Consider the following 24,573-nt stretch of genomic DNA (forward strand, 5'->3'; position numbering starts at 1 on the left):
GCGGAAGGAGCCGGTCATGTCGGATGCGACAACCACCGACCTGTACGAAGTGACCATGGCCCTCTCGTACCTCCGCGAGGGCATGACCCGGCCGGCGACGTTCAGCTGCTTCGTCCGGGATCTGCCGCCGGACCGGGGATTTCTGATCGCCGCCGGCGCCGAAACGGTGCTCGAATTCCTCTCCCGCTTCACGGTCGGACGCGAGGATGTCGAGGTGTTCGCACAGACGCTGCAACGGCCGGCCCGGGAGCTGGCTCCGCTGCTGGGCATGCGCTTCACCGGCGAGGTCCGGGCCGTGCCGGAGGGGCGGGTGGTACTGGCCGGTGAACCGTTGCTGGAGGTCACCGCCCCGCTGCCGCAGGCGCAGCTCGTGGAGTCGTATGTGCTCAACCACCTCAGCCATCAGACGACCATCGCGTCCAAATGCGTCCGCTGTGTCCTCGCCGCACGGGGACGCTCCGTCGTGGACTTCTCGCTGCGGCGTACCCAGGGGACCGCCGCCGCCTTCCAGGTGGCGCGGCTGGGTGCGATGACCGGTTTCACGGGCACCAGCAATGTGGCGGCGGCCCACGCCGAGGATCTGACGGCGGTCGGCACGCTGGCGCACTCGTACGTCGAGGCGTTCGGGGACGAGGAGGCGGCGTTCACCGCGTTCGCGCTGTGCCACCCCGGACCGGTGACCTTTCCGGTGGACACCTACGACACCGAATCGGGCGTCGCGGCGGCGGCCCGGGTGCTCAACGCGCTGGGCCGCGGTGACGGCTCGGCCGTCCGGCTGGACAGCGGGGACCTCGCGGAACTGGCCTTCCGCGCCCGTACGATCCTGGACAACGCGGGGCTGCCGCAGGTGCGCATCGTCGCCGGCGGCGGGCTCGACGAGTTCGCCGTGCACGATCTGACGCGTGCGGGGGCACCGATCGACGTCTACGCCGTGGGCAGCCGCGTCGGGGTGAGCGCCGACGCCCCCGCGCTGGACTCGGCGTACAAGCTCGTCGCCTACGACGGCCGCCCCGTGATGAGGCTGTCGTCGGCGAAGGCGACCGCCCCCGGCCGTAAGCAGGTCTTCCGCCGGCCCGGGTGCGTCGATGTGCTCGGCCTGGCCGACGAGCCGCTCCCCGCGGGCGCCGCGCCGCTGCTGGAGACGCTGATGCGCGGGGGCCGGCGCAGCACACCGCGCGGCCGGCTGGACGAGGCCCGGCGGCGGGTCGCGGCGGATGTGGCGGAGCTGCCCGCCACGGCCCGGTACATCCGGTCGCCGCACGCCGTGCGGGCGCAGGTCTCGAAGCGGCTCTCCGCCCTGACCGCGCACGTCCGGCGGCGGATCGAGCGGGAGGTGCTGGCCCCGTTCGGCTCGCATGCCTGAGCCTGCCGGGGCTTTTCTCCGTACCGTCGTCGTATGGCGCACACGCAGGACGGCAACGGCCCCGCGAAGCTGTCACGGCCGCGGTACGAGCGGGAGCTGTACCGGCTGCAGACGGAGCTGGTGAAGCTCCAGGAGTGGGTGCGTGCCGAGGGTGCCCGGCTCGTCGTGGTCTTCGAGGGCCGGGACGCGGCCGGCAAGGGCGGCACGATCAAGCGCGTCACCCAGCACCTCAATCCCCGGGTGGCGCGGATCGTGGCGCTGCCCCGGCCCACGGAGCGCGAGCGCGGCCAGTGGTACTTCCAGCGCTATGCGGAGCACCTTCCCGCGGCGGGCGAGCTGGTGCTGTTCGATCGCAGTTGGTACAACCGGGCCGGGGTCGAGCGGGTCATGGGGTTCTGCACGCCGGCCGAGCACCAGCGGTTTCTGCGGCAGTGCCCGGTCTTCGAGCGGATGCTGGTGGAGGACGGGATCCTGTTGCGCAAGTACTGGTTCTCGGTGAGCGACGAGATGCAGGAGCAGCGGTTCCGGCGCCGGCTGACGGATCCGACGCGGCGCTGGAAGCTCTCCCCGATGGATCTGGAGTCGCTGACCCGCTGGGAGGAGTATTCGCGGGCCAAGGACGAGATGTTCGTCCACACGGACATCACGGAGGCACCGTGGTACGTCGTCGGGAGCGACGACAAGCGCCGGGCCCGGCTGAACATGATCGCCCATCTGCTGTCGACCGTGCCCTACCGCGACATCACCCCGCCGGAGCTCACCCTGCCGCCGCGCCCGTCGGCCACCGGCTACCAGCGGCCGCCCCGGGATCTGCAGACCTACGTCCCCGATCACGCGGCGGACCTGGAAGGGTAGGCCGGGCCCGGGGCACCTGCCGAGGCGTGCTGCGGCACCACCGCCACGGGGCAGGCGGCATGGCACAGCGCGGTGTGCGCCACCCGGCCGGGCTGCAGGCCGAAGTGGCCGTGGCGGCGCTGGCCTTGGACCACCAGGAGATCCGCGGCGGCGGCACGGTGCACCAGCACCTTGTGTGCCGGTCCCTCGACCATGGCGCGGTGCACCCGCACCGCCGGATGTTCACCGGACGCCTCCGCCAGGGCGTCGTCCAGCAGCGCCGTGGCCCGCTGCTCGTGGTAGCGGTGGGCCTCGGCGGGGAGCGCCGGGGTATCGGCCGGCTCGTGGGCGGGGTGGCGCCAGGCACAGACCGCCTCCAGGGTGCAACGGCGGGCCTCGGCCTCGCGGAAGGCGAAGCGGACGGCCGTCATGTCGCCGGCCGGGTCGGCGACGCCGAGGAGGATGCGTCCATGGGTGCCCGCGAGGCCGGCCGGGTCGCCGCGCACCACGATCACCGGGCACCGGGCGCGGGCCGCCACCGTCAGACCGACCGACCCCAGCAGCAGGCCGGTGAACTCCCCGAGTCCCCGTGAGCCCAGGACCAGCAGCGCCGCATGGAGGCCCTCGTTCAGCAGGGCGGTGACCGCGTCGTCGGCCAGTACTTCCGCCGAGACCGTGACGTCCGGGTGCCGGCGGCGGGCGTGTTCGGCGGCGGACGCCACGATGTCGTCCGCGAGCACCTGCTCACCGGGGCGGTCCTGGCCCTGCGGGGACGTTCCCTCGTAACGCTCCCACCGGGAGGCGTGCACGATCCGCAGCGGGAGCCCGTGGCGGGCCGCCTCGTCCACCGCCCAGTCCAGCGAGCGGAATGCGGAGTCCGACCCGTCGGTCCCCACGGTCAGCGGATGCTCCATCGCCCCCACGTCCTTCCGCTCCTCGGCGACAAGGTCCTACTGCCACCGTCGCACCGCGGTCCGGTGCGCGCAGCGGAGGCGCGGGCACAGCGGCCGGCCGGAGGCGCCTCGCGGTGGCCGGCGGCGCGGGGCGCCCCGGAATCCCACCGCGGCTACCGTGGAGCTGTGGCCCGCCACCGTGCGGGGCCACACCGCGGAGGCATGGTGGGCGACGAGGGAAGCGACCGGCGTTCTGCCGCCCGGCGGCGGCTGGATGCGCTGCCGGACGATCTGCACCGGCGCCTGGACGCCCTGCGGCAGGGCCCCGGTGACCCGGCCGGTCTGCTGCTGGAGGCCGTGCTGTCGGTGGGCCGGGGGCTGGATCTGCCGCAGGTGCTGCGCCGCATCGTGGAGGCGGCGGTGGTGGTCGTGGACGCGGAGTACGGGGCGCTGGGCGTGGTCTCCGAGGGCACCCGGCTCTCCCAGTTCCTGCCGGTCGGGGTCACCGAGGAGCAGCAGGCCGCCATCGGCCGGCTGCCCGCCGGACACGGCATTCTGGGCGAGCTGATCCGCCATCCCCGGCCGCTGCGGCTCTCCGAGCTGTCCGGCCACCCGTCGTCGTACGGCTTTCCGCCGCACCACCCGCCGATGCACTCCTTCCTCGGGGTGCCGATCCGGGTGCGCGACGAGGTGTTCGGGAACCTCTATCTCACCGAGAAGCGCGGCGGCGGTGCCTTCGACGCCGAGGACGAGACCGTGCTCTCGACGCTCGCGGTGGCGGCGGGGGTGGCCATCGAGAACGCGCGGCTGTACGAGGAGGCCCGCTACCGCGAGCGGTGGCTGGAGGCCAACGGGGAGATCGTCGCCAGTCTGCTGCTGCCGGGGTCGGACGAGATGCGGGCCCTCGGGCTGATCGTGGACCATGCGCTGGAGATCCTCACCGCGGACCTCGGGGTGGTCGCGGTGCCCGAGCAGGGCGGTGCGGCGCTGCAGGTGGCCCTGGCGTCGGGGGTCGACGCCGAGGCGCACCGCGGGCTGCTCCTCCCCCGGCGGGGATCGTTCATGGGCGCCGCGCTCGACGCGGGGGAGCCGTTGATCAGTCTCGATGTCGAGCGGGATCCGAGGATCACCGCGGGGCCGCCGCGCTGGACGGGGCTGGGTCCCGCGGTCGCCGTACCGATGATCACCGGTGGGCGGACCCGGGGAGTGCTGCTGGTGGCCCGCGTACACCAAAGCGCCCCGTTCACCGAGCCGGAGACCGGACCGCTGCTGACCTTCGCGGGGCAGGCGGCCCTGGCCATGGAGCTGGCCGACCAGCGCCGGGCGGCCGAGCAGCTCACCCTGCTCAAGGACCGCGACCGGATCGCCCGCGACCTGCACGATCTGGCGATCCAGCGGCTCTTCGCCACCGGGATGACGCTGCAGAGCGCGGTCCGGTTCGTGGACCACCCGGAGGCGAACGAGCGGCTGCTGCGGGCGGTGGACGATCTGGACGAGACGATCAAGATCATCAGGTCGACGATCTTCGGGCTCCGCGCCCGTGCGCCGGGCCGGGCGGGCCGCGGGCTGCGGGCCCGGACGGTCACCGCGGTGGAGGAGGCCACTCGTGCCCTGGGCTTCACCCCGTCGCTCCGTATGCAGGGGCTCATCGACACCGATGTGCCGGCCGAGATCGCGGAACATGTGGTGGCGGTGCTGGGTGAGGCACTGAGCAATGCCGCACGGCATGCACACGCCACCTCGGTCGAGGTTGCGCTGCTGGTCGGCGGCGGCTCCCTGGAACTGCGCGTCACGGACAACGGTGTGGGCCTGCCGCGGCACGGCCGCCGGAGCGGGCTGAGCAATCTCGCCAAGCGGGCGGAGAGCATGGGCGGTGAGATGACGCTGGAGACGCCGGCCCGGGGCGGCACCCAGCTGGTGTGGCGCGCACCGCTGCCCTCGCCCTGAGGTGGGCCGGGGTGCGGCCGGGGGTCAGGGGCGGTGCGGTCCGGCGTCGCCGGGGGCGGGCCCCGGCCCGGCGGCGGGCCCCGGTCCGTGGGCGGCGAGGACGGCTGCCTGGATGCGGCGTTCCACGCCGAGTTTGGCCAGCAGCCGCGAGATGTGATTCTTGACCGTCTTCTCGGAAAGGTAGAGCCGCTGCCCGATCTGACGGTTCGTCAATCCCGTGCCGATCAGGCCGAGAATCTCCCGTTCCCGCGGCGACAGTGCGGACAGCGCGTCGGTCCCGGGCGCATCGTTCGGCCCCTCGCCCCGCAGACTGTTCATCAGCCGCCGGGTGGTCGCCGGATCCAGCATCGAACGGCCGGCGGCGACCGTGCGGACGGCCGCGACCAGATCCGAGCCCTTGATCTCCTTCAGGACGTAGCCCGCCGCGCCCGCCATGATCGCGTCGAGCAGCGCCTCGTCGTCGTCGAACGAGGTGAGCATCAGACAGGCCAGCCCGGACAGCCGCGAGCGCAGCTCCCGGCAGACGCTGATCCCGTCACCGTCGGGCAGCCGTACGTCGAGCACGGCGACATCCGGGCCCAGCGCCGGACCGCGGGCCAGCGCACGGGCGGCGGTCCCGGCGTCGCCGACCACCTCGATATCGGGTTCCGCGTCGAGCAGGTCGCGGACACCACGGCGGACCACTTCATGGTCGTCGAGCAGGAACACCCGGATCGGCCGCTGCGCTGAGAATTCGCCTACGTCGCCCATGGTGTCCTCCGCGCTCTCGGTCGTCCGGCATCGGGAGGTGCCTCCCATCGTCACCCCGCCCCGGTGAGCACACCAGGGCCGAACGGGCCCCCGGCCCCTCGTGGGCCGCACCCCGGACGGCCCCCCGTGAGGGCCGTCCGGCCCCTGCTGCCGGCTTCCCGCCGCATGCGACGGTCGGGGCGAAGGTGCAGGGGGTGCGTCATGGACGCGATGACTCGTAGCAAGATCCTCTGGCCGTGGCGGCGCAATCCGCTCCGACGGCGTTCGGATGTGGTCCAGGCCTGGCTGGTGCTGGTCACCGGCGTACTGCTCGTCCTCGGCGCGCCGGCCGCGGGGCTGGCGGCCGCCCGCGCGGTGGACGCCGGGGGCGGTCAGCAACAGCACGGCAGTCACACCGTCTCGGCCGTCCTCACCGAGAACCCCCCGGCCCGCATCGGGGTGGACATCTCGGGTGGCGCCGGCCCGCGGGTCCACGCAACGGTGCGATGGACCGCTGCCGATGGCGCGGTCCGCACCGGCGAGACGGCCGTGGCACCGGGCCTGAGGGCCGGTGACCGGACCTCCGCCCGGCTCGACGCCCACGGGGCACTGATCCGTGATCCCGTCACGCCCGCACAGGCACGGGGCGAGAGCATCGCGGTCGGCATCGTGGCCGCGAGCACGAGCGGTCTGCTGCTGCTCGGCGCCGAGCGGACCGGCCGCGCCCTCCTGAACCGCCGCCGCTACGCCCAGTGGGAGCGGGAGTGGGCAGCGGAAGATCCCCGGTGGGGGCAGCGCGCGGCGTGATGCGGCGGCCGGCCCGCGCGTACCGCCGCCGGCCGGGCCGCGCTCACCTCGGTGGGCGCGCCCCCGGCCCCCGGCCGTGGTGCCATGGAAGGGAGACACCGACGAACGGACCGTCCCATGACCGGCGCGCCGCCCCTGGCCGCTTGCCTGCAGTCCCTGCGGGCCGTGGTCTTCGACACCGACGGGGTCATCACCGACTCCGCCCGGACGCATGCCGCGGCCTGGCAGAGCGCCTTCGACGCGTGTCTGACGGCCGCGGGCGGACAGCGCCCCTTCGACCCGGTGGACGACTATCTGCGCTATGTCGACGGCCGCTCCCGGCAGGACGGGGCCGCCGCGTTCCTCCGCTCGCGGGGCCTGGAGCTGCCGCCCGGCACCCCCGATGACGCGCCGGGCACGGACACCGTCGGCGCCGTCGCGGCCCGCAAGGACGAGTTGTTCACCGCGAGTCTGCGGGCCGGTGCCGTCACCACCTGGCCCGGCACCGTGCGCCTGTTGCGGACCCTGCAGGACCACGGGGTGCCGTGCGCCGCCGTCTCCGCGTCCCGCCATGCGACCGAGCTGCTGTCCGCGGCCGAGGTGCTCGGGCTGTTCCGGGCCGTGGTGGACGGGAACGAGGCACACCGGCTGCACCTGCCGGGAAAACCCGACCCGGCGCTCTTCGTGGAAGCGGCGCGGCGGCTCGGTGTCCCGGCCCGGGACACCGCCGTGGTGGAAGACTCACTCGCCGGTGTCGAGGCCGGCCGCCGCGGCGGATTCGGCCTGGTGGTGGGCGTGGACCGGACGGCCGGCCCGTACAGCGCCGCCGCGCTGCGCCGCCGTGGCGCCGATGTGGTCGTGGCCGACCCGGGCGAGCTGCTGATGTCCGGGGAGGGGGCATGACGCGCGCCTGGACCTGGTCGTACGAGGGGTACGACCCGGACACCGAACGGCTGCGCGAGACGCTGTGCGCGCTCGGCAACGGCTACTTCGTCACCCGTGGCGCGGCGTCCGAGGTGCCGGCCGGGCCGGCGCACTACCCGGGCACCTACGCCGCCGGCTGCTACAACCGGCTCATCTCCACCGTGGCGGGCCGCCCCGTCGAGAACGAGGACATGGTCAACCTGCCCAACTGGCTCCCGCTGCGCTACCGGATCTGCCCCGCCGACGCGGCTCCCGGCCCCTGGCTCTCCCCCGACCACACGCAGCTGACGGAGCACCGCCAGGCCCTGGACCTGCGGCACGGCACGCTGACCCGCCGGTCGGTCTACGAGGACGAGGCCGGCCGGCGCCTGAGCGTGGAGCAGTGCCGCCTGGTCCACATGGGAGAACCCCATCTGGCCGCGCTGCGCACCTGCTTCACGTCGTACGGGTGGGCGGGCACGGTGGAGGTGGAGTCCGGGATCGACGGTGCGGTGCGCAATGCCGGGGTCGCGCGCTACCGCGAGCTGGCGGACCAGCATCTGACGGGGTGGGAGACCGGTACCGAGCAGCCGGACACGGTGTGGCTGAGCTGCCGCACCCTCGACTCGGACATCCGGATCGCGCTGGCCGCGCGGACCCGCGCCACCTCCGGCCGGGGCGTGGTGCCCCGCCCGCAGCTCACCGCACTGCAGGCCTCCCAGACCCTGGTGCTGCCCGTCGGCCCCGGCTCCCCCGCGGTCGTCGACAAGACGGTGGCGCTGTACACCTCCCGCGACCCGGCGATCGAGAGTCCGCGGCATGCGGCGGTGGACTGTGTGGCGCTGGCCCCGCACTTCCGGCAGCTGCGGGCCTCGCACCGCCGTGCCTGGGAGAACCTGTGGCGGCAGGCCAAGCTGGAGGTGCCCGGCGAGGCGGGCGGGATCCTGCGGCTGCACCTCTTCCACCTGCTGCAGACCCTGTCGCCGCACACCGCCGAGCTGGACGTCGGGGTGCCGGCGAGGGGCCTGCACGGCGAGGCCTACCGCGGGCATGTCTTCTGGGACGAGCTGTTCGTGCTGCCGTTCCTGAATCTGCACCTGCCACAGGTCTCCCGGGCCCTGCTCGACTACCGCTACCGGCGGCTGCCCGCCGCCTGCCACGCGGCGCGGGAAGCGGGCCGCACCGGGGCGATGTTCCCGTGGCAGAGCGCCGGGGACGGCCGCGAGGAGACCCAGCAACTCCATCTCAATCCGCGCTCGGGGCGCTGGCTGCCCGACTACTCCCGGCTGCAGCACCATGTCGGTTCGGCGGTCGCCTACAACGTGTGGCAGTACGGACAGGCCAGCGGCGACACCGAGTTCCTGCACACCAGGGGCGCCGAGATGCTGCTGCAGATCGCCCGCTTCTGGGCCTCGGCCGCGGTCTGGGACTCCACTCTGGGCCGGTACCGCATCCGCGGCGTCGTCGGCCCCGACGAGTACCACGACGGCTATCCGGGGGCCGCCGCACCGGGGGTGGACGACAACGCCTACACCAACGTCACGGCGGCCTGGGTGCTGGCGCGTGCCCTCGAACTCTGCCGCACGCTCCCCGAGGCCCACCACCGCCAGCTGTGCGAACGGATCCAGCTCTGCCCGGACGAGCCCGAGCGCTGGGAGGACATCGCCCACCGGCTCCATGTGCCCTACCACCGCGGCGTGATCAGCCAGTTCGCCGGATACGGGGACCTCACCGAACTCGACTGGCACGGCTACCGGCAGCGCTACGGCGACATCCGCCGGCTGGACCGGATCCTGGAGGCGGAGGGCGATACGGTCAACCGCTACCAGGCCTCCAAACAGGCCGATGTGCTGATGCTGGGCTATCTCTTCTCGCCGTCGGAACTCGCCTCGGTGTTCCGCCGGCTCGGCTGCCCCCTGGACGACGACATCTGGCACGCCACCGTCGACTACTACCTGCACCGCACCAGCCACGGGTCCACCCTCAGCGCCCTGGTCCACGCCTGGGTGCTGGCCCGGGTGCACCGCCCCGACGCCTGGACGTACTGCGAGGAGGCACTGACCGGGGATGTGGCAGACGTCCAGGGCGGCACCACCGCGGAGGGCATCCATCTGGGGGCGATGGCCGGCACCCTGGACTTCGTCCAGCGGGGCATGACCGGTCTGGAAACCCGCGACCAGGCGCTGTGGCTCGACCCGGCGCCACTGCCCGAACTCTCGAAATTCGGGGTCCGCATCCGCTTCCGGCGCCACTGGGACATCGATCTGCGAATCCGTGCCGAGCAGGTACGGATCGCGGTACCGGCCTCCCAGAACGCCGCGGTGCGGGTGCAGCTGCGCGACCGCGCGTTCACCCTCGCACCCGGTACGTCCCGCCGGCTCGACCTGCCCGACGGCTGACGGCTGACGGCTGACGGGCCGTGCCCGGCATGGCACGGCCCGAGCGGCCCTACCGGGCACGGCCCGAACCCCGGCGGGCCGCTCCGGTGGCACGGCCCGTCCGCCGGACGACGGGCCGTGCCACCGCTGGGGGCGACGGCGCTCTCACCGCCGCAACGGGCCCTCGCAGCTGAAGTCCGCGGTGCCGGCCCGTCCCGAGGACCAGATCTCGGTGGGGCCGAAGGAGCAGTTCATGTCGGTGAAGTTGTTCGCGGCCGGGCTGGTGCGGTCGAGGATGAAGTAGTCGACGGTCTCGGACATGTCCTTGAAGATCAGGTCGGCGCTGCCGGAGTTGCCGAGATTGGCCGTGATCCGGCCGGTGCAGGTGAACCGGCCGTAGCCCGGGTCACCGTCGTCCTTGCAGGTGGGCGTATTGGCGGTGGCGGCGGCGAAGGCGCTCTGGACCTCGGCGGGGGTGGCGAACTTCAGGGCACTGTTGGGCGTGAACGTGGTGTTCGGTACGAAGAGGTCGTCGACGTGGGCGATCTGCGCGTCGAGGAAGGCGTTGTACTCCTGCTGCAGCCCCGTGTCGGAGCCCATACGGTTGCGCCAGGAGTCGAAAGCGGCGACGTCGTCGGCGCGCAGATGCCGGTACATCTCCTGGAGCTGCGCCGGGTGGTCGCGCCACAGGAACTCGAAGAACGTCCCGGCGTAGGAGTAGAAGCGGAACCCGTCGTGGTCGTACGTCGCGTGCAGGAACTCGTTGATGGTCATCCGCGGTTTGCCGCCTGCGGTGTCCGCGATGATGTCGCGGACCAGTGACCGGCGGACGGCGATGCCGTTGTCGCGGGTCGAGCCGTCGAAGAACTCGGCGCTGCCCTCGTCCATGGCGGTGGTGCGGTCACCCTCGTACCAGGGGCCTTCACCGAAGACGCCGGGGACGGCGAAGCGGCCGTTGAGATAGTGGACGTACTCGTGCCGGAAGAGCTCTTCGAGGGTGAGGGTGGAGTCCTGCGGGACGCGCCGCTGGTAGGTGTAGAAGGTCGCGCCCTGCTCGATGTAGACGCCGCCGTTGTTGGTGCCCATGCCGGTGAGCAGCGGGTGGTAGACCTCGTAGCCGGCGCGCGAGGCGTACAGGACGATGGTGAGCGTGGTGTTGGGGTCGCCGGCCAGCGGTTCGCTGGTGCCGAGCACCCGGTGGAACTGGGCCCTGACCTGCTTGGACGCATAGTAGAGCTGGTCGACGACGGCGCGGTCGAGGGCGGTGCGGACCTTGATGGCGCCGTTGTCGTAGGTGTAGGTGCGCGGGAAGATCCGCTTTTCGATGTCCTCCTTGCACACCCCGTACGGCGCGCAGGCGTCGAAGAAGATGAGCCAGCCGGCGACCTTGGCCCAGGGCTCGCTGCCCTCGCCGAAGTTGCCCACGAGGGTGGGCAGGAGAGCGCCGAGGTCGGCGACGATCGCCGTCTTGAGGGAGGCGATCTGGGCGAAGCGGCCGTACTCCCCGAGCGCATCGCGGACCACCCATGCGTTGGGCGTGCCCTTGAGGTGGGTGTATCCGGCGAAGGCCTTGAAGGCGGCGCGGTAGCCGGGGTCCGTGGCGGCCGCGTACTGGAAGGCGGTGTCCTTGTTGCCGGGGTAGACGCCCAGGTAGTTGACGGAGAGCGCGGCGAGGGCGGCGTTGCCCCATGCCGGGTCCTGGTCGGTGGCGGGGTGGGCCGCGTCCATGGTGGCCAGGACCTTCTGAATCAGGTCGAGTTGATGCTGACGCAGCCCCGGGGCGCTGGCGGCGTCGAGGGCTTCGCGCAGGGTGTCGGCATTGGTCCGGGTGACGTCGAAGGTGTGGGCCGCGGTGCCGAAGGCCTCGACGGCGCGGCGCACGGCGTCGACGGTGGGGGCGTCGGTGGTGTCGATCTCGTCGTGCGAGAAGTCCTGGTAGGCCACCGCGTGCAAGTACGTGAACATCTCGTACAGATGGCTGGTGTTCTTGCCGTCGTGGGTGGCGGCGAGGCCGGTGATACGGCGGGCCACGGCCTGGACGTGTGCGTCGGACATCACGGGGATGAGCCGGGGGTCCCATGTCCAGAGGAGGTTGCGCAGACAGTCGTCCGCCGTGACGGCCGGGTCGGCGAGGAAGTCCGCGAACTGTTCGGGGTTCAGGCCGGTGATGCCGTCGAGGGTGCAGGGCGCGACGGCGGGCTCGGGACCGTGCGGCACGGAGGAGGGCTTGGTCTGCGGGCCCGGCAGGCGGCCGCTCTCGACGAGGTTGCGTGGTGCCGGCGCCGGGGCGGCGTCCGACTTCGGGGCTCTGGCCAGGCGTTGAACCTGGTCGAAGGGGTTGGCCGTGGGGGCGGCGGCGGGCCGGTGCCCGGACCGCTGCGACTGGGCCCGCGGCACGGGGGCGGCCGACGTGCGGGGCACCGCCTGGGCCGCCTGGACGGCCGGCAGGGCGAGGGTGGTGGCGAGGGTCGCGGCCAGCAGGATCCGGCGCGGCGTACGCGGATGTGTCACCTGAACCTCCGGGAGGGGGTGGGGGGTTGTGTGGGGGCTGAGGCATGGGCCTTCACTCCGCGAGGTGTGACCCGTAACATAGTAATGTGAAATTGCACTGACAAGACTTCGGGTAACTTTCTTTCCGGGAGATGTCGAATGACCTCACGCGACTCCCAACTCCACACCGGGAGCCATGACTTGCCGGTGTCGAACGCCCTCGCCGACTTCATGACCGGCCGGTGGGCCGCCACTCCGCTCCCCGCCGGGACCCGGGTGCCGGGTTTCGCGCAGTTCAGCGGGCGCCGGGCCCGGCTCGCCGCGCGCTTCCCCGGCGAACGACTGGTCATCCCCGCCGGTGAGTTGAAGGTCCGCTCCCACGACTGCGATCACCGCTTCCGCCCGCACAGCGCCTACGCCTGGCTGACCGGGCTGACCGGCGAGGACCAGTCGGGGCATGTCCTGGTGCTGGAGCCGGACGGGGAGGCGGTGCTCCATCTACGGCCGCGGTCGCCGCGGGACAGCGGCGGCGCGTTCTACCGGGACCGCCGCCACGGCGAGTTCTGGGTGGGCCGGCGCCCCGATCTGGCCGAGGCCGAGCGGCTCACCGGCATCCGCTGCGCGCACCTGGACGACCTCGTCCGCCACCGGGCCGGGCGGGACGCCGCCCGTGATGCCGAACTCGCCTCCGTACTCAGCGAGTTGCGGTTGGTGAAGGACACCTGGGAGGTGGCGCAGCTGCAACAGGCCGTCGACCACACCACCACCGGCTTCGAGGACGTCGTACGGTCCCTCCCCGCCGCACTGCGCCTCCCGCGCGGCGAGCGCTGGATCGAAGGCGTCTTCCAGCTGCGTGCCCGCGCCGAGGGCAACGGCACCGGGTACGAGACCATCGCCGCGGCCGGCGCTCATGCCTGTGTGCTCCACTGGACCCGCAACGACGGCCCGCTCGATCCCGGCCAGTTGCTGCTGCTGGACGCGGGCGTGGAGACCGACTCGCTGTACACCGCCGACGTCACCCGCACCCTGCCGCTGTCCGGGCGCTTCTCCCCCGTCCAGCGCCGGGTCTACGAACTGGTGCTCGCCGCGCAGGACGCGGGCATCGCCGCCCTCGGGCCGGGAGCGAGCTTCCGCGACTTCCACCGGGCCTGTACGGGCGTCCTGGCCGAGGGGCTGGCCGACTGGGGCGTACTGCCCGTGCCCGCGGCGCAGGCGCTCGCCCCCGACAGCGGCCTGTACCGGCGTTACACGCTGTGCAGTTCGGGCCATATGCTCGGCCTCGATGTGCATGACTGCGCCCGTGCCCGCGCGGAACAGTATCTGGACGGCGTTCTGACGGAGGGTCAGGTCCTCACCGTCGAACCGGGGCTCTACCTCCAGCCCGACGACGAGACACTGCCACGGGAGCTGCGCGGCATCGGTGTCCGTATCGAGGACGATCTGGTGATCACCGCGGACGGCGCCCGGCTGATGTCGGCGGCGCTGCCGCGCACCGCCGACGGGGTGGAGGAGTGGATGGACGGGCTCCTCGCCGGTCGGGCCTGACCTGCGGTTCCGGCCTGCGGGCCTTACGTGCGGGCCTGACGCGCGGGGCCTGACCTGCGGTTCTGACGTGCGGGCCTGGCCTGCGGTTCTGACGTGCGGGCCCGGCCTGCGGGCCGGTCAGGCCCGGCGGACGCCCGGCGCGCGCAGGGGGCGCGGCATCAGCGGTTCGTCGCGGCCCCGGGCCCACAGCGAGCGGACATGGCCGAGGTGACGGGCCATACAGGACTCGGCCGCCTCGGCATCGCCCGTCAGCATCACGTCCAGCAGTTCCCTGTGCTCCTCGGCGGAGGGCAGCAGTTGGTTGCGCTCATCGAGACGGGTGAGGCCGTAGAGGCGGGAGCGCTTGCGCAGTTCGCCGACCGTCTCGACCAGGCGGTCATTGCCGCTCAGGCCGAGCAGTTCGAGATGGAAGCGGCGGTCGGCCTCCAGATAGCCGATGAGGTCGTGCGCGCGGGCGGCGGCGATGATCTCCAGGGCGGTCGGCCGGAGCGCCTCCAACTGCGCCCGGTCCGCGGTACGGGTGACCTGGCCGATGACCGGGACCTCGATCAGGGCACGGATCTCGGTGTACTGGTCGAGATCGCGCTCGCTCACCTCGGTGATCCGGAAGCCCTTGTTGCGGACCGGTTCGACCAGTCCCTCCCGGGCCAGGTCGAGCATCGCCTCACGCACCGGGGTGGCGGAGACACCGAAGTCGGCGGCGAGGCCCGGGGCCGAGTAGACCGACCCCGGGCGGAGTTCCCCGGCGATCAGGGCCGCGCGCAGCTGATGGGCGACCTGGTCGCGGAGCCGCTCCTGAGCGGTGATCAGGCTGCGGTGCTTGAGTTCACCCATCGTGGTCCTCCGAGTTGACGCGGAGTGCCAGCGTACAATGTCACGTTACGCAGACTCCCTGGTGGCGCCCACCGGACGGGAGCGCGCCCGGTGGTCACGGCACCACCCCGGGGGCACGGCCGGTCGTCACGGCACCACCCCGCGGGTCGTCACGGCACCACCCCGCAGGCACGGCCGGTCACAGCAGAAACCCCGCGGGGAACGGGTCGGACGGGTCGAGGAAGTACTGCGCGGTGCCGGTCACCCAGGCCCGGCCGGTGACGGTGGGGACGACGGCCGGGAGCGAGCCGACCGTGGTCTTGGCGACGAGGCGGCCGGTGAACTCCGTGCCGATGAACGACTCGTTGACGAAGTCCTGGTGGAGGGGCAGTTCGCCGCGTGCATGCAGCTGCGCCATCCGCGCGGAGGTGCCCGTGCCGCACGGCGAGCGGTCGAACCATCCGGGGTGGATGGCCATCGCATGCCGGGAGCGGGTGGCGTTGGACCCCGGGGCGGCGAAGTAGACGTGCTTGAGTCCGCCGATCCGCTCGTCCTCGGGATGGACCGGCCGGTCGGTGGCGTTCACCGCGTCGATGAGGGCGAGGCCGGCGGCGAGGATGTCGTCCTTACGGGCCCGGTCGAAGGGGAGTCCGACGCTGTCCAGCGGCAGGATCGCGTAGAAGTTGCCGCCGTAGGCGAGGTCGTAGCCGAGGGTGCCGTAGCCCGGGACGGTGACCTTGCGGTCGAGTCCGGCGCAGAAGGCGGGCACATTGGTGAGGGTGACGGCCGTGGCCGCCCCGTCCTTCACCGCCACCTCGGCGGTGACCAGCCCGGCGGGGGTGTCGAGCCGGACCGTGGTCACGGGTTCGTGCACCTCCACCATGCCGGTCTCGACGAGGACGGTGGCCACCCCGATGGTTCCGTGCCCGCACATCGGGAGGAGGCCGGAGACCTCGATGAAGAGGACCCCGTAGTCCGCGTCGGGCCGGGTCGGCGGCTGGAGTACCGCGCCGCTCATGGCGGCGTGGCCACGCGGCTCGTACATCAGGAGCGTACGGAGGGCGTCGCGGTGCTCGGCGAAGTACCGGCGGCGTTCGGCCATGGTGGCGCCGGGGAGGGTGCCGACGCCGCCGGTGATCACGCGGGTGGGCATGCCCTCGGTGTGGGAGTCGACGGCATGGAAGACATGGCGGGTGCGCATCGCGGTCCTCTCAGTGGTGGTCACCGGCGAGGAGCTTGCCGGTGACGGCGCGCAGCGCGGCCGACTGGTCGGCGGCGAGCGGGGAGCGGGGCGGGCGGGCCGGGCCGCCGTGGTGCCCGGCGAGGTCCATGGCGAGCTTGATCGCCTGCACGAAGGCGGGCTTGGAGTCCCAGCGCAGCAGCGGGTGCAGGGCGCGGTAGAGGGGCACCGCGGTGTCGAGGTCGCCGGCCATCGCGGACCGGTAGAGAGCGCCGCAGGCCTCGGGCAGTGCGTTCGGGAAGCCGGCGATCCAGCCGACGGCGCCGGCCAGGGCGAGTTCGAGCAGCACATCGTCGGCGCCGATCAACAGGTCCAGTTCCGGGGCGACTTCGGCGATCTCGTAGGCCCTGCGGACATCGCCGCTGAACTCCTTGACGGCGACGATGCTGCCGTCGTCGTGCAGCTCGGCCAGCAGGCCGGGGGTGAGGTCGACCTTGGTGTCGAAGGGGTTGTTGTAGGCGACGACGGGCAGGCCGACCGCGGCCACCTCGGCGAAGTGGGCACGGACCGCGGACGGTTCGGCGCGGTAGCCGTTGGGCGGCAGCAGCAGGACGGAACCGGCGCCCGCCTCGGCCGCCCGCTCGGCCCAGTGGCGCGACGCGGCGCTGCCGTAGGCGGAGACACCGGCCATCACCCGGTCCCCGTCACCGGCGGCTTCCACGGCGGTGCGCACGACTTCGGCCCGCTCGTCGTCGGTGAGCGTCTGGTACTCGCCCAGGGAGCCGTTGGGGACGACACCGTCGCAGCCGGCGGCGATGAGGCGGGCGACCTGGGCGGCGTAGGCGTCGTGGTCGATGGAGAGGTCGTCGCGGAAGGGGAGGGTGGTGGCGACCATGATGCCGTGCCAGGGACGGGTGCGCGTGACCATACGGAGTCTCCTTCTATGAGGTGTGACATTTTATTGAGCGTCGTAGCGGCTTGCCAAGACCCGCAGAAGAGGAACTACCCCCGCTCGCGGGCGAGTTCGCCCAGTACGACGGGACAGGCGAGGGGCCGGCGGTCGGCCGCGGGCCCGGCCTCCCCCGCCAGCCGGGCCACGGCCGGGCCGCACATCCGCCCCTGGCACCAGCCCATTCCGGCCCGGGTGAGGAGTTTGACGGTGCGGGTGTCGCGGGCGCCGAGGACGGCGACGGCTTCCCCGATCCGGCCGGCCGTGACCTCCTCGCAGCGGCAGACGTCGGTGTCCTCGCGCAGCCAGCCGGTCCAGCCGGGGCGCGGCGCATGGGCGGCGGCCATGGTCCGGGCGAACCGGCGCAACCGGCCCCGGCGACGCCGCAGCGCTCCGCCGGGCGCCTTGCGCGCGATGCTGTACGCCGCCAACTCACCTTCGGTGAAGGCGAGTTCCGCGCCCCCGATACCCCCGGTCTCACCGGCCGCCCAGACCCCCTCGACCGTGGTCCGCTGCTGCTCGTCGAGGACCAGCGCACAGCTGCCGTCCGGGGTGCGGCGGGTGGCACAGCCCAGGCCGGTGGCCAGCTCCAGTTGCGGTACGAGCCCATGGCCGACGGCGAGCGCGTCGCACGGGATGCGCAGTCCGGTCCCGGGCAGCGGCCGCCAGTCCCGGTCGAGCCGGGTCAGGGTGACGGCCTCGACCCGGTGGGTGCCGTGCACGGCGGTGACCGCACTGCGGGAACGCAGACGTATGCCGTGGCGGAGCAGAGTGGCCGCGTGCGCCGCCCCTTCGGCGAGCTTGCGGGGGTTGGCGGCCAGCGCGCGCGGGGCGCGGGCATATCCGGCGTAACCGCTCGCCTCGGCGACGACCGGCACCGTGGCGCCGGCCGTGGCGAGCGTTCCGGCCACCGCGAGCAGCAGGGGCCCGCTGCCCGCGACCACGATCCGCCGCCCCGGCAGCACCAGCCCCGCCTTGAGCATGGCCTGCACGCCGCCCGCACCCACGACACCGGGCACGGTCCAGCCGGGGAAGGGCAGTTGACGCTCATGGGCACCGGTGGCGAGGAGCACCGTCCGCGCGGCCACCTCGGCGCGCCCCTGCGCTCCGTCGGGCCCGGTCACCGCGTGCACGGTCCAGTGCGCCGCATCCCGGGTCACGGCCCAGACATGGTGTGCGGCGAAGTGCCGGACCCGGCCGGCGGCGAGCTGCTCGTCCAGCCGGGCGAGGCGCCGGGCGAAGGCGCGCCAGGAGTGATGCAGGGCCTCGGGGCGGGCGGCGCCCAGTCCGGGAGCGGGCCGGCGGTAGAACTGTCCGCCGGGCCGGGCTGCCGCATCGACGAGCGCCACGCTGAGCCCGAGGCCGGCCGCGGTGACGGCGGCGGCGAGTCCGGCCGGTCCCGCGCCGATGACGGCGAGGTCGTGGGTGTCAGACGGTGAGATCGGCACGCCCGTGTCCCTCCTGGGTGGTGATCGCGTCCCCGGGCCGGGCGGGCACCAGGCAGGCCCGTTGGTTGGGCCGGCCGTTGACGGTGGCCAGACAGTCGAAGCAGGAGCCGATTCCGCAGAAGGCCCCGCGCGGGCGCCCGCCGCGCCGGGTGGTCCGCCAGGAGAGCACACCGGCCGCCCAGAGTGCGGCGGCGATGCTCTGTCCGGGCAGCGCGGACAGCGGCCGCCCGTCGAGGCTGATCTCGAACGCCGGTCCCGGCGCGGCCCGTACGAGGTCTGCGAGGTTCCGGACGAGGCCGGCGGGGGTGCGGCCAGGGGTCATACCCGGGCTCCTTCCGCTGCGTGGTGGGTGCGGGTGGTGAGGCGGTGACGGGGCCGGAAAGACGGCCGGTCGGCCGTTGCGGCCCTGGCGCGCCGGCCGGCCGGGGTCCCTCCGGCTCGGCCCCGTCCCTCCCCGGCCCCGCCCCCCGTCCGGGCCCCGGCTCCGGCCCGTCCCCGGCTCCGGCCCGCTCATCCCGGGCCGGCCTCTCCCCGCAGCCCCGCCCCTTCGGGGAAACGGTCCGGGCGGAACGGCTGCGCATCCAGCGGGCCGGGCGTCCCCGTCAGCGCGGCGGCGATCAGCCGGCCCGTGGCCGGGGCCAAGCCGACGCCCGCGCCCTCGTGGCCACAGGCGTGCAGCAGCCCGGAGAGGCGTGGGTCGGGGCCGATGGCCGGGAGATGGTCGGGAAGGTAGGGGCGAAAGCCCTGGTAGGTGCGGATCACCCGGACGCCCGCCAATACGGGGAACAGGGCCGCCGCCTGGGCGGCGAGCCGGCGCAGTACCTCAACCGACAGCGTGCGGTCGAAGCCGATGCGTTCCCGGCTGGCACCGATCAGGACCGGGCCCGCCGCGGTGCCCTCGACGACGGCGGAGGTCTGGAGCGCGGCCGAACCGCTGGCCACATCGGCGACATAGTCCGCGGCATAGACCTTGCGGCGTACGACACATGGCAGCGGCTCGGTGACCAGCACATATCCCCGGCGGGGCAGAACGGGGACACGCACTCCCGCGAGCGAGGCCAGCCGGCCGGCCCAGGTGCCGGTGGCGTTGACGACCGCGGGGGCGAGGAGGTCGCCCCGCGGGGTACGGACACCCCGTACCGCTCCCCCGGGCCCCCGCAGCACGGCCGTGACCTCCGCACCCAGATGCAGCCGGGCTCCGGAGGCGCGCAGCAGATGGGCGGCGGCCAGGGCGGGTTGGACCTGGGCGTCCTGCGGATAGAGCACGCCCCCGGCGAGGCCGGGCGCCAGATGCGGTTCGGCGTCCCGCAGCCGGCCGGCCGCCAGACAGGTGCTCCGCACGCCCGCCCGGCCCTGGGCCGCGCGGAACGAGTTCAGGGCCGCCATACCCGCCTCGTCGGCGGCGACGACCAGTCCGCCCTTCGTCTCGTACTCGATCTCCGGCGGGAGTTCCGCGGCGAGTTCGCGCCACAGCCGGAGGGAGAGCAGCGCGAGATCGAGTTCGGGGCCCGGTTCCTTGTCGGAGACGAGCAGATTCCCCTCACCGGCGCCGGTGGTGCCGCCCGCGACGGGTCCGCGGTCGACGACGGCGACGGAGAGGCCGGACCGGCCGGCGTAGTAGGCACAGGCGGCACCGACCACTCCGGCGCCGACGATCACCACATCCGGAGCGTCCAGGGGCTGTCCGTGTCTCGTGGGCACGTCAGTAATATGTCACACAACACAGAGCCGGGAAAGGGGACTTGGCGGATCTCGGCTCCCGCGCACCCCTGACGGCCCCGAGGCGCCGGATGGCGAGCAAGGCCGCGCGGCAGCGTGGCGGACGTCCTCCACGGTGACCGCCCTCCGGGCCGGGAGCTGTCGGCGCCGTTGTTCTCCCCGGCCGGACGGCACGGCACACCACCTCGCCACGTCCAGGGAGTGTGCCGGCACCCCTTAGCGTGGAGGGATGAACGAAACCGGCGCGGCGGGGTCGCCGCCGGGCAGTGACGAGGCGGCCTTCCCCGGCTATCACGCGAAGCGGTGCGACGGGCTCATGGACCTCGACGCGCAGCTGGTCCGCTGCCGCGCCTGTCCCCGGCTGGTGGAATGGCGCGAGGAGGCCGCGGCACATCCGCGGGCGGCGTTCCGGGACCAGGAGTACTGGGCGCGGCCCGTGCCGGGATTCGGGCCGCCCGATGCGGCGCTGGCCCTCGTGGGGCTCGCGCCGGCCGCGCACGGCGGCAATCGCACCGGCCGGATGTTCACCGGCGACGCCTCCGGTGACTTCCTGTTCGCCGCACTCCATGCGGTCGGTCTGGCCTCCCGGCCCACCGCGACGCACCGGGGCGACGGACTGGAGCTGTACGGAGTGCGGGTCACCGGGCCGGTCCACTGTGCTCCGCCGGACAACAAGCCGACGCCCGCCGAGCGGCGCACCTGCCGGCCGTGGCTGTCGGCGGAGCTGGAACTCCTCAGCCCCCACCTGCGTGCGGTCGTGGTGCTGGGTGCCTTCGGCTGGCAGGCGCTGCTGCCCGTACTGGGGGATGCGGGGTGGCCGCTCCCGCGGCCCCGCCCCGGGTTCGGGCACGGGGTGCAGCTGGCCCTGCCCGCCACCGGCCGGCGGCGGGAACTCCAGGTGCTCGGGAGCTACCACCCCAGCCGCCGCAATACGTTCACCGGCCGGCTCACCTTCGACATGCTCGTCGATCTGCTCGCCCGCGCCGCGGGACTCGCGGGGCTGGGGTCCCCGGAGGACTGACGCCGGACTGACGCCCCGTCCGCGGCAGGTGCGGGGCTGCCGGTCACCGGCCGGGGACAGCTGAGGGACCGAGGGCGGCCCGCGGCGTCGCGCGTCACCGCGCGCCGTACACCGGCTGCGGATCCGGCGCGGCAGCCAGCAGCTCGCGGGCCGTCCTGCCCGCCGCGGCCGGTGTCCAGCGGCTCTTTCCGTCCGCGGTGGGGCCGGGGCGCCAGCCCTCCATCACGGTGATCCGGCCGGCCTCGGCCTCGAAGACCCGGCCGGTGATCCCGGCGCTGTCGGCCGAGGCCAGCCAGACCACCAGCGGGGAGACATTCTCCGGGGCCATCGCGTCGAACTCCCCCTCGGCGGGTGCCGCCATCGTCTCGGCGAAGGTCTGCTCGGTCATCCGGGTACGGGCGGCCGGCGCGACGGCGTTGATCTGCACGCCGTAGCGGGCCAGTTCGGCCGCGGCGACGAGGGTGAGGCCGAGGATGCCGGCCTTGGCGGCGGAGTAGTTGCCCTGGCCGACGCTGCCGAGCAGCCCGGCGCCCGAGCTGGTGTTGATGATCCGCGCGTCGGGCGTGCGGCCGGCCTTGGCCTCGGCCCGCCAGTGCGCCGCGGCGTGCCGCAGCGGCAGGAAGTGCCCTGTGAGGTGGACGCGGATGACGGCGTCCCAGTCGTCCTCGTCGAGGTTGACCAGCATCCGGTCGCGCAGGAATCCGGCGTTGTTGACGAGGGCGTCGAGGCGGCCGAAGGTCTCCAGGGCGGTGGTGACGAGCGAGGCGGCGCCGTCGGTGGTGGTGATGTCGCCGGTGTGGGCGACGGCCCGGCCGCCACGGGCGCGGATCTCGTCGGCGACCTGCTGGGCGGGGCCGGCCGAGGCGCCGGCGCCGTCGGGAGCCACCCCGAGGTCGTTGACCACGACCCGGGCGCCTTCGGCGGCGAGGGCCAGGGCGTGGGCGCGGCCGAGGCCACGGCCGGCTCCGGTGACGGCGGCCACGCGCCCCGCGCAGATTCCGGTGCCGGTCATGTCCTTGCTCCTTTTCCGGTCATGTCCGTGCTCCTCTTCCGGTCATGTCAGGTGTCCTTGGGGGCGTCGGGCGTGGTGGGGTGGTTGACGGTGGCGGCGTCGAGGAAGGCGGGGCGTTCCCCGCCGCCGTGCACCAGGAGACTCGCGCCGGTCAGATACGCGGCGCGGTCGGAGGCGAGGAAGACGCAGGCGTCGCCGATCTCGGCGGGTTCGGCGAGGCGGCCGAGCGGGACGGTGGCGCCGACGGCCGCGACACCCGCCTCGTCGCCGTAGTGCCGAGCGGAGAGTTCGGTGCGCACCATGCCGAGGACGAGGGTGTTGACCCGGACCTCGGGGGCCCATTCGACGGCCATGGAGCGGGCGAGGTGCTCCAGGCCCGCCTTGGCGGCGCCGTAGGCGGCGGTGCCGGGCGAGGGGCGGGTGCCGCTGACGCTGCCGATCATGATGACCGAACCGCCGGCCGGGCGGTCCCGCAGCACCTCGTAGGCGGCGAGCGAGGCGGTCAGCGGCGCGAGGAGGTTGAGGGCGAGGACCCGGGAGTGCCGCTCGGTGTCCGTCTCCGCGAGCAGCCGGTACGGGGTGCCGCCGGCGTTGTTGACCAGGCAGTCCAACCGGCCGTACTCGGCGGTCAGTTGCACGAAGAAGGCGCGTACCGCGGCCGGGTCGCGCAGGTCAACGGGGTGGTAGTGCGCGCGGCGGCCGGCCGCCGCGACCGGGGTGTCCGGCGGCCGCCGGGCACAGACCACGACCTCCGCGCCGGCCCGCAGGAAGGCGCGGGCAATACCTGCGCCGACGCCCCGGGTGCCGCCGGTGACGACGGCGAGCCGACCGGTCAGATCAAGAGCCAGGCTCACACCAAGACCCCTCCCGCAGCGCTTCATCCGCTGCTAACTTCGCTACCTAACAAACGCTTGGTGGAAAGGTAGCTGATCTGCTCATGGGTGTCTCCACCTCCAAGCCGGAACACGGCATCGCCGTGGTCACCGCCGACTTCCCTCCGGTCAACGCCCTTCCCGTACAGGGCTGGTACGACCTCGCCGAGGCCGTGCGCGTGGCCGGCCGGGATCCCGGCATCCGCTGCGTCGTCCTCACCGCGGAGGGCCGCGGCTTCAACGCGGGGGTCGACATCAAGGAGATGCAGCGGGACACCGCGTCCGGCGGGCACGGGGCCCTGCTCGGCGCCAACCGCGGCTGCGCCGAGGCGTTTTCGGCGGTCTACGAGTGCGAGGTACCCGTCGTCGCGGCGGTGCACGGCTTCTGTCTGGGCGGGGGGATCGGCCTGGCCGGGAACGCGGATGCGATCGTGGCCAGCGACGACGCCACGTTCGGGCTTCCGGAGCTGGACCGCGGCGCGCTCGGCGCGGCCACCCATCTGGCCCGGCTGGTCCCACAGCACCTGATGCGCGCGCTCTACTACACCTCGCGGACCGCCACCGCCGCCGAACTGCTGGCGCACGGGTCCGTCTGGCAGGTCGTCCCGCGCGCACAACTGCCGGGCGCCGCACGGGACCTGGCGCGGGAGATCGCGCGGAAGGACGGCTTCCTCCTGCGTCTGGCCAAGGCCGCCCTCAACGGCATCGACCCCGTCGACGTACGGCGCAGCTACCGCTTCGAGCAGGGCTTCACGTTCGAGGCGAATCTCAGCGGAGTCGCCGATCGCGTCCGCGGCACCTTCGGTGCGCCGGGCGGCACCCCGACGAAGGAAGGCTGATCCGTGACCGACAAGACCATGACGCCCGAGGACGTCGTCTCCCGGCTGCGCAGCGGCATGACCCTGGGCATCGGCGGCTGGGGTTCGCGCCGCAAGCCGATGGCGCTGGTGCGGGCGCTGCTCCGCTCCGACCTCACCGATCTGACCGTGGTCTCCTACGGCGGTCCCGATGTCGGCCTGCTCGCCGCCGCGGGCCGGATCCGCACACTGGTCGCGGCGTTCGCGACCCTCGACTCGATCCCCCTCGAACCCCACTTCCGGGCGGCCCGTCAGCGCGGTGCGTTCGAGCTGAGGGAGATCGACGAGGCGATGTTCATGTGGGGCCTGCACGCCGCCGCCAACCGGCTGCCGTTTCTGCCCGTACGGTCCGGTCTCGGCTCGGACGTGATGCGCGTCAACCCGGGCCTCAGAACGGTCACTTCGCCGTACGGGGACGGTGAGACCTTCGTCGCGATGCCGGCCCTGCGGATGGACGCGGCGCTGGTCCACGTCAACCGTGCCGACCGGCTCGGCAACGGCCAGTACCTGGGCCCCGACCCGTACTTCGACGACCTGTTCTGCGAGGCGGCGGATACCGCGTACGTCTCCTGCGAGCGGCTCGTGGACGACTTCGCCGCGGCCGCCCCGCAGACCCTTCTGGTCAAGCGGCACTCGGTCACCGGGGTCGTCGAGACCCCGGACGGTGCGCACTTCACCTCCTGCGTTCCCGACTACGGCCGCGACGAGCCCTTCCAGAGGCTCTATGCGACCACGCCCTGGCCGCAGTTCGCCGAGCGGTTCCTGTCCGGGGACGAGAAGGCGTACCGGTCCGCAGTCCAGACCTGGCACGAGGAGCAGAAGTGAGCGCTGCCC

21 protein-coding genes are annotated in these 24,573 nt (G+C 73.3%); 10 read left to right on the top strand and 11 right to left on the bottom strand.

The features are described 5' to 3' along the window. The first annotated feature begins 16 nt into the window (after positions 1-16). Both ACWGJY_RS24680 and ppk2 read left to right on the top strand, forming a co-directional pair. Positions 17-1,363 carry a nicotinate phosphoribosyltransferase gene (locus ACWGJY_RS24680; RefSeq protein WP_453263011.1) on the top strand — a complete coding sequence of 449 codons (1,347 nt, stop codon included), beginning with the start codon at positions 17-19 and terminating at the stop codon, positions 1,361-1,363. A gap of 33 nt (positions 1,364-1,396) precedes the next feature. Continuing rightward, positions 1,397-2,218 (top strand): polyphosphate kinase 2, encoded by an 822-nt coding sequence (gene ppk2 / locus ACWGJY_RS24685; RefSeq protein WP_453263012.1) that lies wholly within the window; start codon positions 1,397-1,399, stop codon positions 2,216-2,218. Here ppk2 and ACWGJY_RS24690 read toward each other — a convergent pair. Further along, positions 2,194-3,111: a universal stress protein gene (locus ACWGJY_RS24690; protein ID WP_453263013.1), complete on the bottom strand. Its 918-nt coding sequence runs from the start codon at positions 3,109-3,111 to the stop codon at positions 2,194-2,196. The genes ppk2 and ACWGJY_RS24690 overlap by 25 nt on opposite strands. 201 nt (positions 3,112-3,312) lie before the next feature. Here ACWGJY_RS24690 and ACWGJY_RS24695 point away from each other — a divergent pair, with 201 nt between their 5' ends. After that, a complete protein-coding gene (locus ACWGJY_RS24695; RefSeq protein WP_453263014.1) occupies positions 3,313-5,037 on the top strand; it encodes a sensor histidine kinase in 1,725 nt (574 codons plus the stop codon). Positions 5,038-5,061: 24 nt separating this feature from the next. Here ACWGJY_RS24695 and ACWGJY_RS24700 read toward each other — a convergent pair whose 3' ends face one another. Next, on the bottom strand, positions 5,062-5,787 hold the full coding sequence (locus ACWGJY_RS24700) for a response regulator (protein WP_453263015.1): 726 nt from the start codon (positions 5,785-5,787) through the stop codon (positions 5,062-5,064). Between the two features lie 201 nt (positions 5,788-5,988). Between ACWGJY_RS24700 and ACWGJY_RS24705 the strand changes: the two genes are divergently transcribed. From ACWGJY_RS24705 to ACWGJY_RS24715, 3 genes are all read left to right on the top strand, one after another. Continuing rightward, complete coding sequence (locus ACWGJY_RS24705) at positions 5,989-6,573, top strand: Rv1733c family protein (RefSeq protein ID WP_453263016.1); 585 nt, start codon at positions 5,989-5,991, stop codon at positions 6,571-6,573. A gap of 117 nt (positions 6,574-6,690) precedes the next feature. Beyond that, a complete protein-coding gene (locus tag ACWGJY_RS24710; protein ID WP_453263017.1) occupies positions 6,691-7,455 on the top strand; it encodes an HAD family hydrolase in 765 nt (254 codons plus the stop codon). Beyond that, complete coding sequence (locus ACWGJY_RS24715) at positions 7,452-9,854, top strand: glycoside hydrolase family 65 protein (protein ID WP_453263018.1); 2,403 nt, start codon at positions 7,452-7,454, stop codon at positions 9,852-9,854. Before ACWGJY_RS24710 ends, ACWGJY_RS24715 begins: the two co-directional genes overlap by 4 nt. Before the next feature lie 144 nt (positions 9,855-9,998). Here the strand turns inward: ACWGJY_RS24715 and ACWGJY_RS24720 are convergent, their stop codons facing one another. Next, positions 9,999-12,344, bottom strand: a complete 2,346-nt coding sequence (locus tag ACWGJY_RS24720; RefSeq protein ID WP_453263019.1) for a collagenase — start codon at positions 12,342-12,344, stop codon at positions 9,999-10,001. A 138-nt stretch (positions 12,345-12,482) separates the two neighbouring features. On the opposite strand from ACWGJY_RS24720, the gene ACWGJY_RS24725 reads away from it, so the two are divergent. Beyond that, on the top strand, positions 12,483-13,868 hold the full coding sequence (locus tag ACWGJY_RS24725) for an aminopeptidase P family protein (protein ID WP_453263020.1): 1,386 nt from the start codon (positions 12,483-12,485) through the stop codon (positions 13,866-13,868). A gap of 117 nt (positions 13,869-13,985) precedes the next feature. On the opposite strand, the gene ACWGJY_RS24730 is transcribed toward ACWGJY_RS24725, so the two are convergent. From ACWGJY_RS24730 to ACWGJY_RS24755, 6 genes are all read right to left on the bottom strand, one after another. Then, positions 13,986-14,702: a GntR family transcriptional regulator gene (locus ACWGJY_RS24730; RefSeq protein WP_453263021.1), complete on the bottom strand. Its 717-nt coding sequence runs from the start codon at positions 14,700-14,702 to the stop codon at positions 13,986-13,988. Between the two features lie 178 nt (positions 14,703-14,880). Next, positions 14,881-15,882, bottom strand: a complete 1,002-nt coding sequence (locus tag ACWGJY_RS24735; RefSeq protein ID WP_453263044.1) for a proline racemase family protein — start codon at positions 15,880-15,882, stop codon at positions 14,881-14,883. A 10-nt stretch (positions 15,883-15,892) separates the two neighbouring features. Continuing rightward, positions 15,893-16,789 carry a dihydrodipicolinate synthase family protein gene (locus tag ACWGJY_RS24740; protein ID WP_453263022.1) on the bottom strand — a complete coding sequence of 299 codons (897 nt, stop codon included), beginning with the start codon at positions 16,787-16,789 and terminating at the stop codon, positions 15,893-15,895. A gap of 74 nt (positions 16,790-16,863) precedes the next feature. Next, positions 16,864-18,258, bottom strand: coding sequence for an FAD/NAD(P)-dependent oxidoreductase (locus ACWGJY_RS24745; RefSeq protein WP_453263023.1), 1,395 nt, complete (start codon positions 18,256-18,258; stop codon positions 16,864-16,866). Then, on the bottom strand, positions 18,239-18,580 hold the full coding sequence (locus ACWGJY_RS24750) for a (2Fe-2S)-binding protein (RefSeq protein ID WP_453263024.1): 342 nt from the start codon (positions 18,578-18,580) through the stop codon (positions 18,239-18,241). Before ACWGJY_RS24750 ends, ACWGJY_RS24745 begins: the two co-directional genes overlap by 20 nt. A gap of 188 nt (positions 18,581-18,768) precedes the next feature. Continuing rightward, positions 18,769-19,959: an NAD(P)/FAD-dependent oxidoreductase gene (locus ACWGJY_RS24755; protein ID WP_453263025.1), complete on the bottom strand. Its 1,191-nt coding sequence runs from the start codon at positions 19,957-19,959 to the stop codon at positions 18,769-18,771. 247 nt (positions 19,960-20,206) lie between these two features. Here ACWGJY_RS24755 and ACWGJY_RS24760 point away from each other — a divergent pair, with 247 nt between their 5' ends. Beyond that, positions 20,207-20,998: a uracil-DNA glycosylase gene (locus ACWGJY_RS24760; RefSeq protein ID WP_453263026.1), complete on the top strand. Its 792-nt coding sequence runs from the start codon at positions 20,207-20,209 to the stop codon at positions 20,996-20,998. Between the two features lie 94 nt (positions 20,999-21,092). Here the strand turns inward: ACWGJY_RS24760 and ACWGJY_RS24765 are convergent, their stop codons facing one another. Both ACWGJY_RS24765 and ACWGJY_RS24770 read right to left on the bottom strand, forming a co-directional pair. Continuing rightward, a complete protein-coding gene (locus ACWGJY_RS24765; protein ID WP_453263027.1) occupies positions 21,093-22,010 on the bottom strand; it encodes an SDR family oxidoreductase in 918 nt (305 codons plus the stop codon). A gap of 47 nt (positions 22,011-22,057) precedes the next feature. Beyond that, positions 22,058-22,864, bottom strand: a complete 807-nt coding sequence (locus ACWGJY_RS24770; RefSeq protein ID WP_453263028.1) for an SDR family oxidoreductase — start codon at positions 22,862-22,864, stop codon at positions 22,058-22,060. 83 nt (positions 22,865-22,947) lie between these two features. On the opposite strand from ACWGJY_RS24770, the gene ACWGJY_RS24775 reads away from it, so the two are divergent. Together ACWGJY_RS24775 and ACWGJY_RS24780 are read left to right on the top strand one after the other, a co-directional pair. Further along, positions 22,948-23,721: an enoyl-CoA hydratase family protein gene (locus ACWGJY_RS24775; RefSeq protein WP_453263029.1), complete on the top strand. Its 774-nt coding sequence runs from the start codon at positions 22,948-22,950 to the stop codon at positions 23,719-23,721. 3 nt (positions 23,722-23,724) lie between these two features. Next, complete coding sequence (locus tag ACWGJY_RS24780; RefSeq protein ID WP_453263030.1) at positions 23,725-24,564, top strand: CoA transferase subunit A; 840 nt, start codon at positions 23,725-23,727, stop codon at positions 24,562-24,564. Positions 24,565-24,573 lie beyond the last annotated feature (9 nt).

It is taken from the genome of Streptomyces sp. NPDC054765 (genome assembly GCF_053612065.1).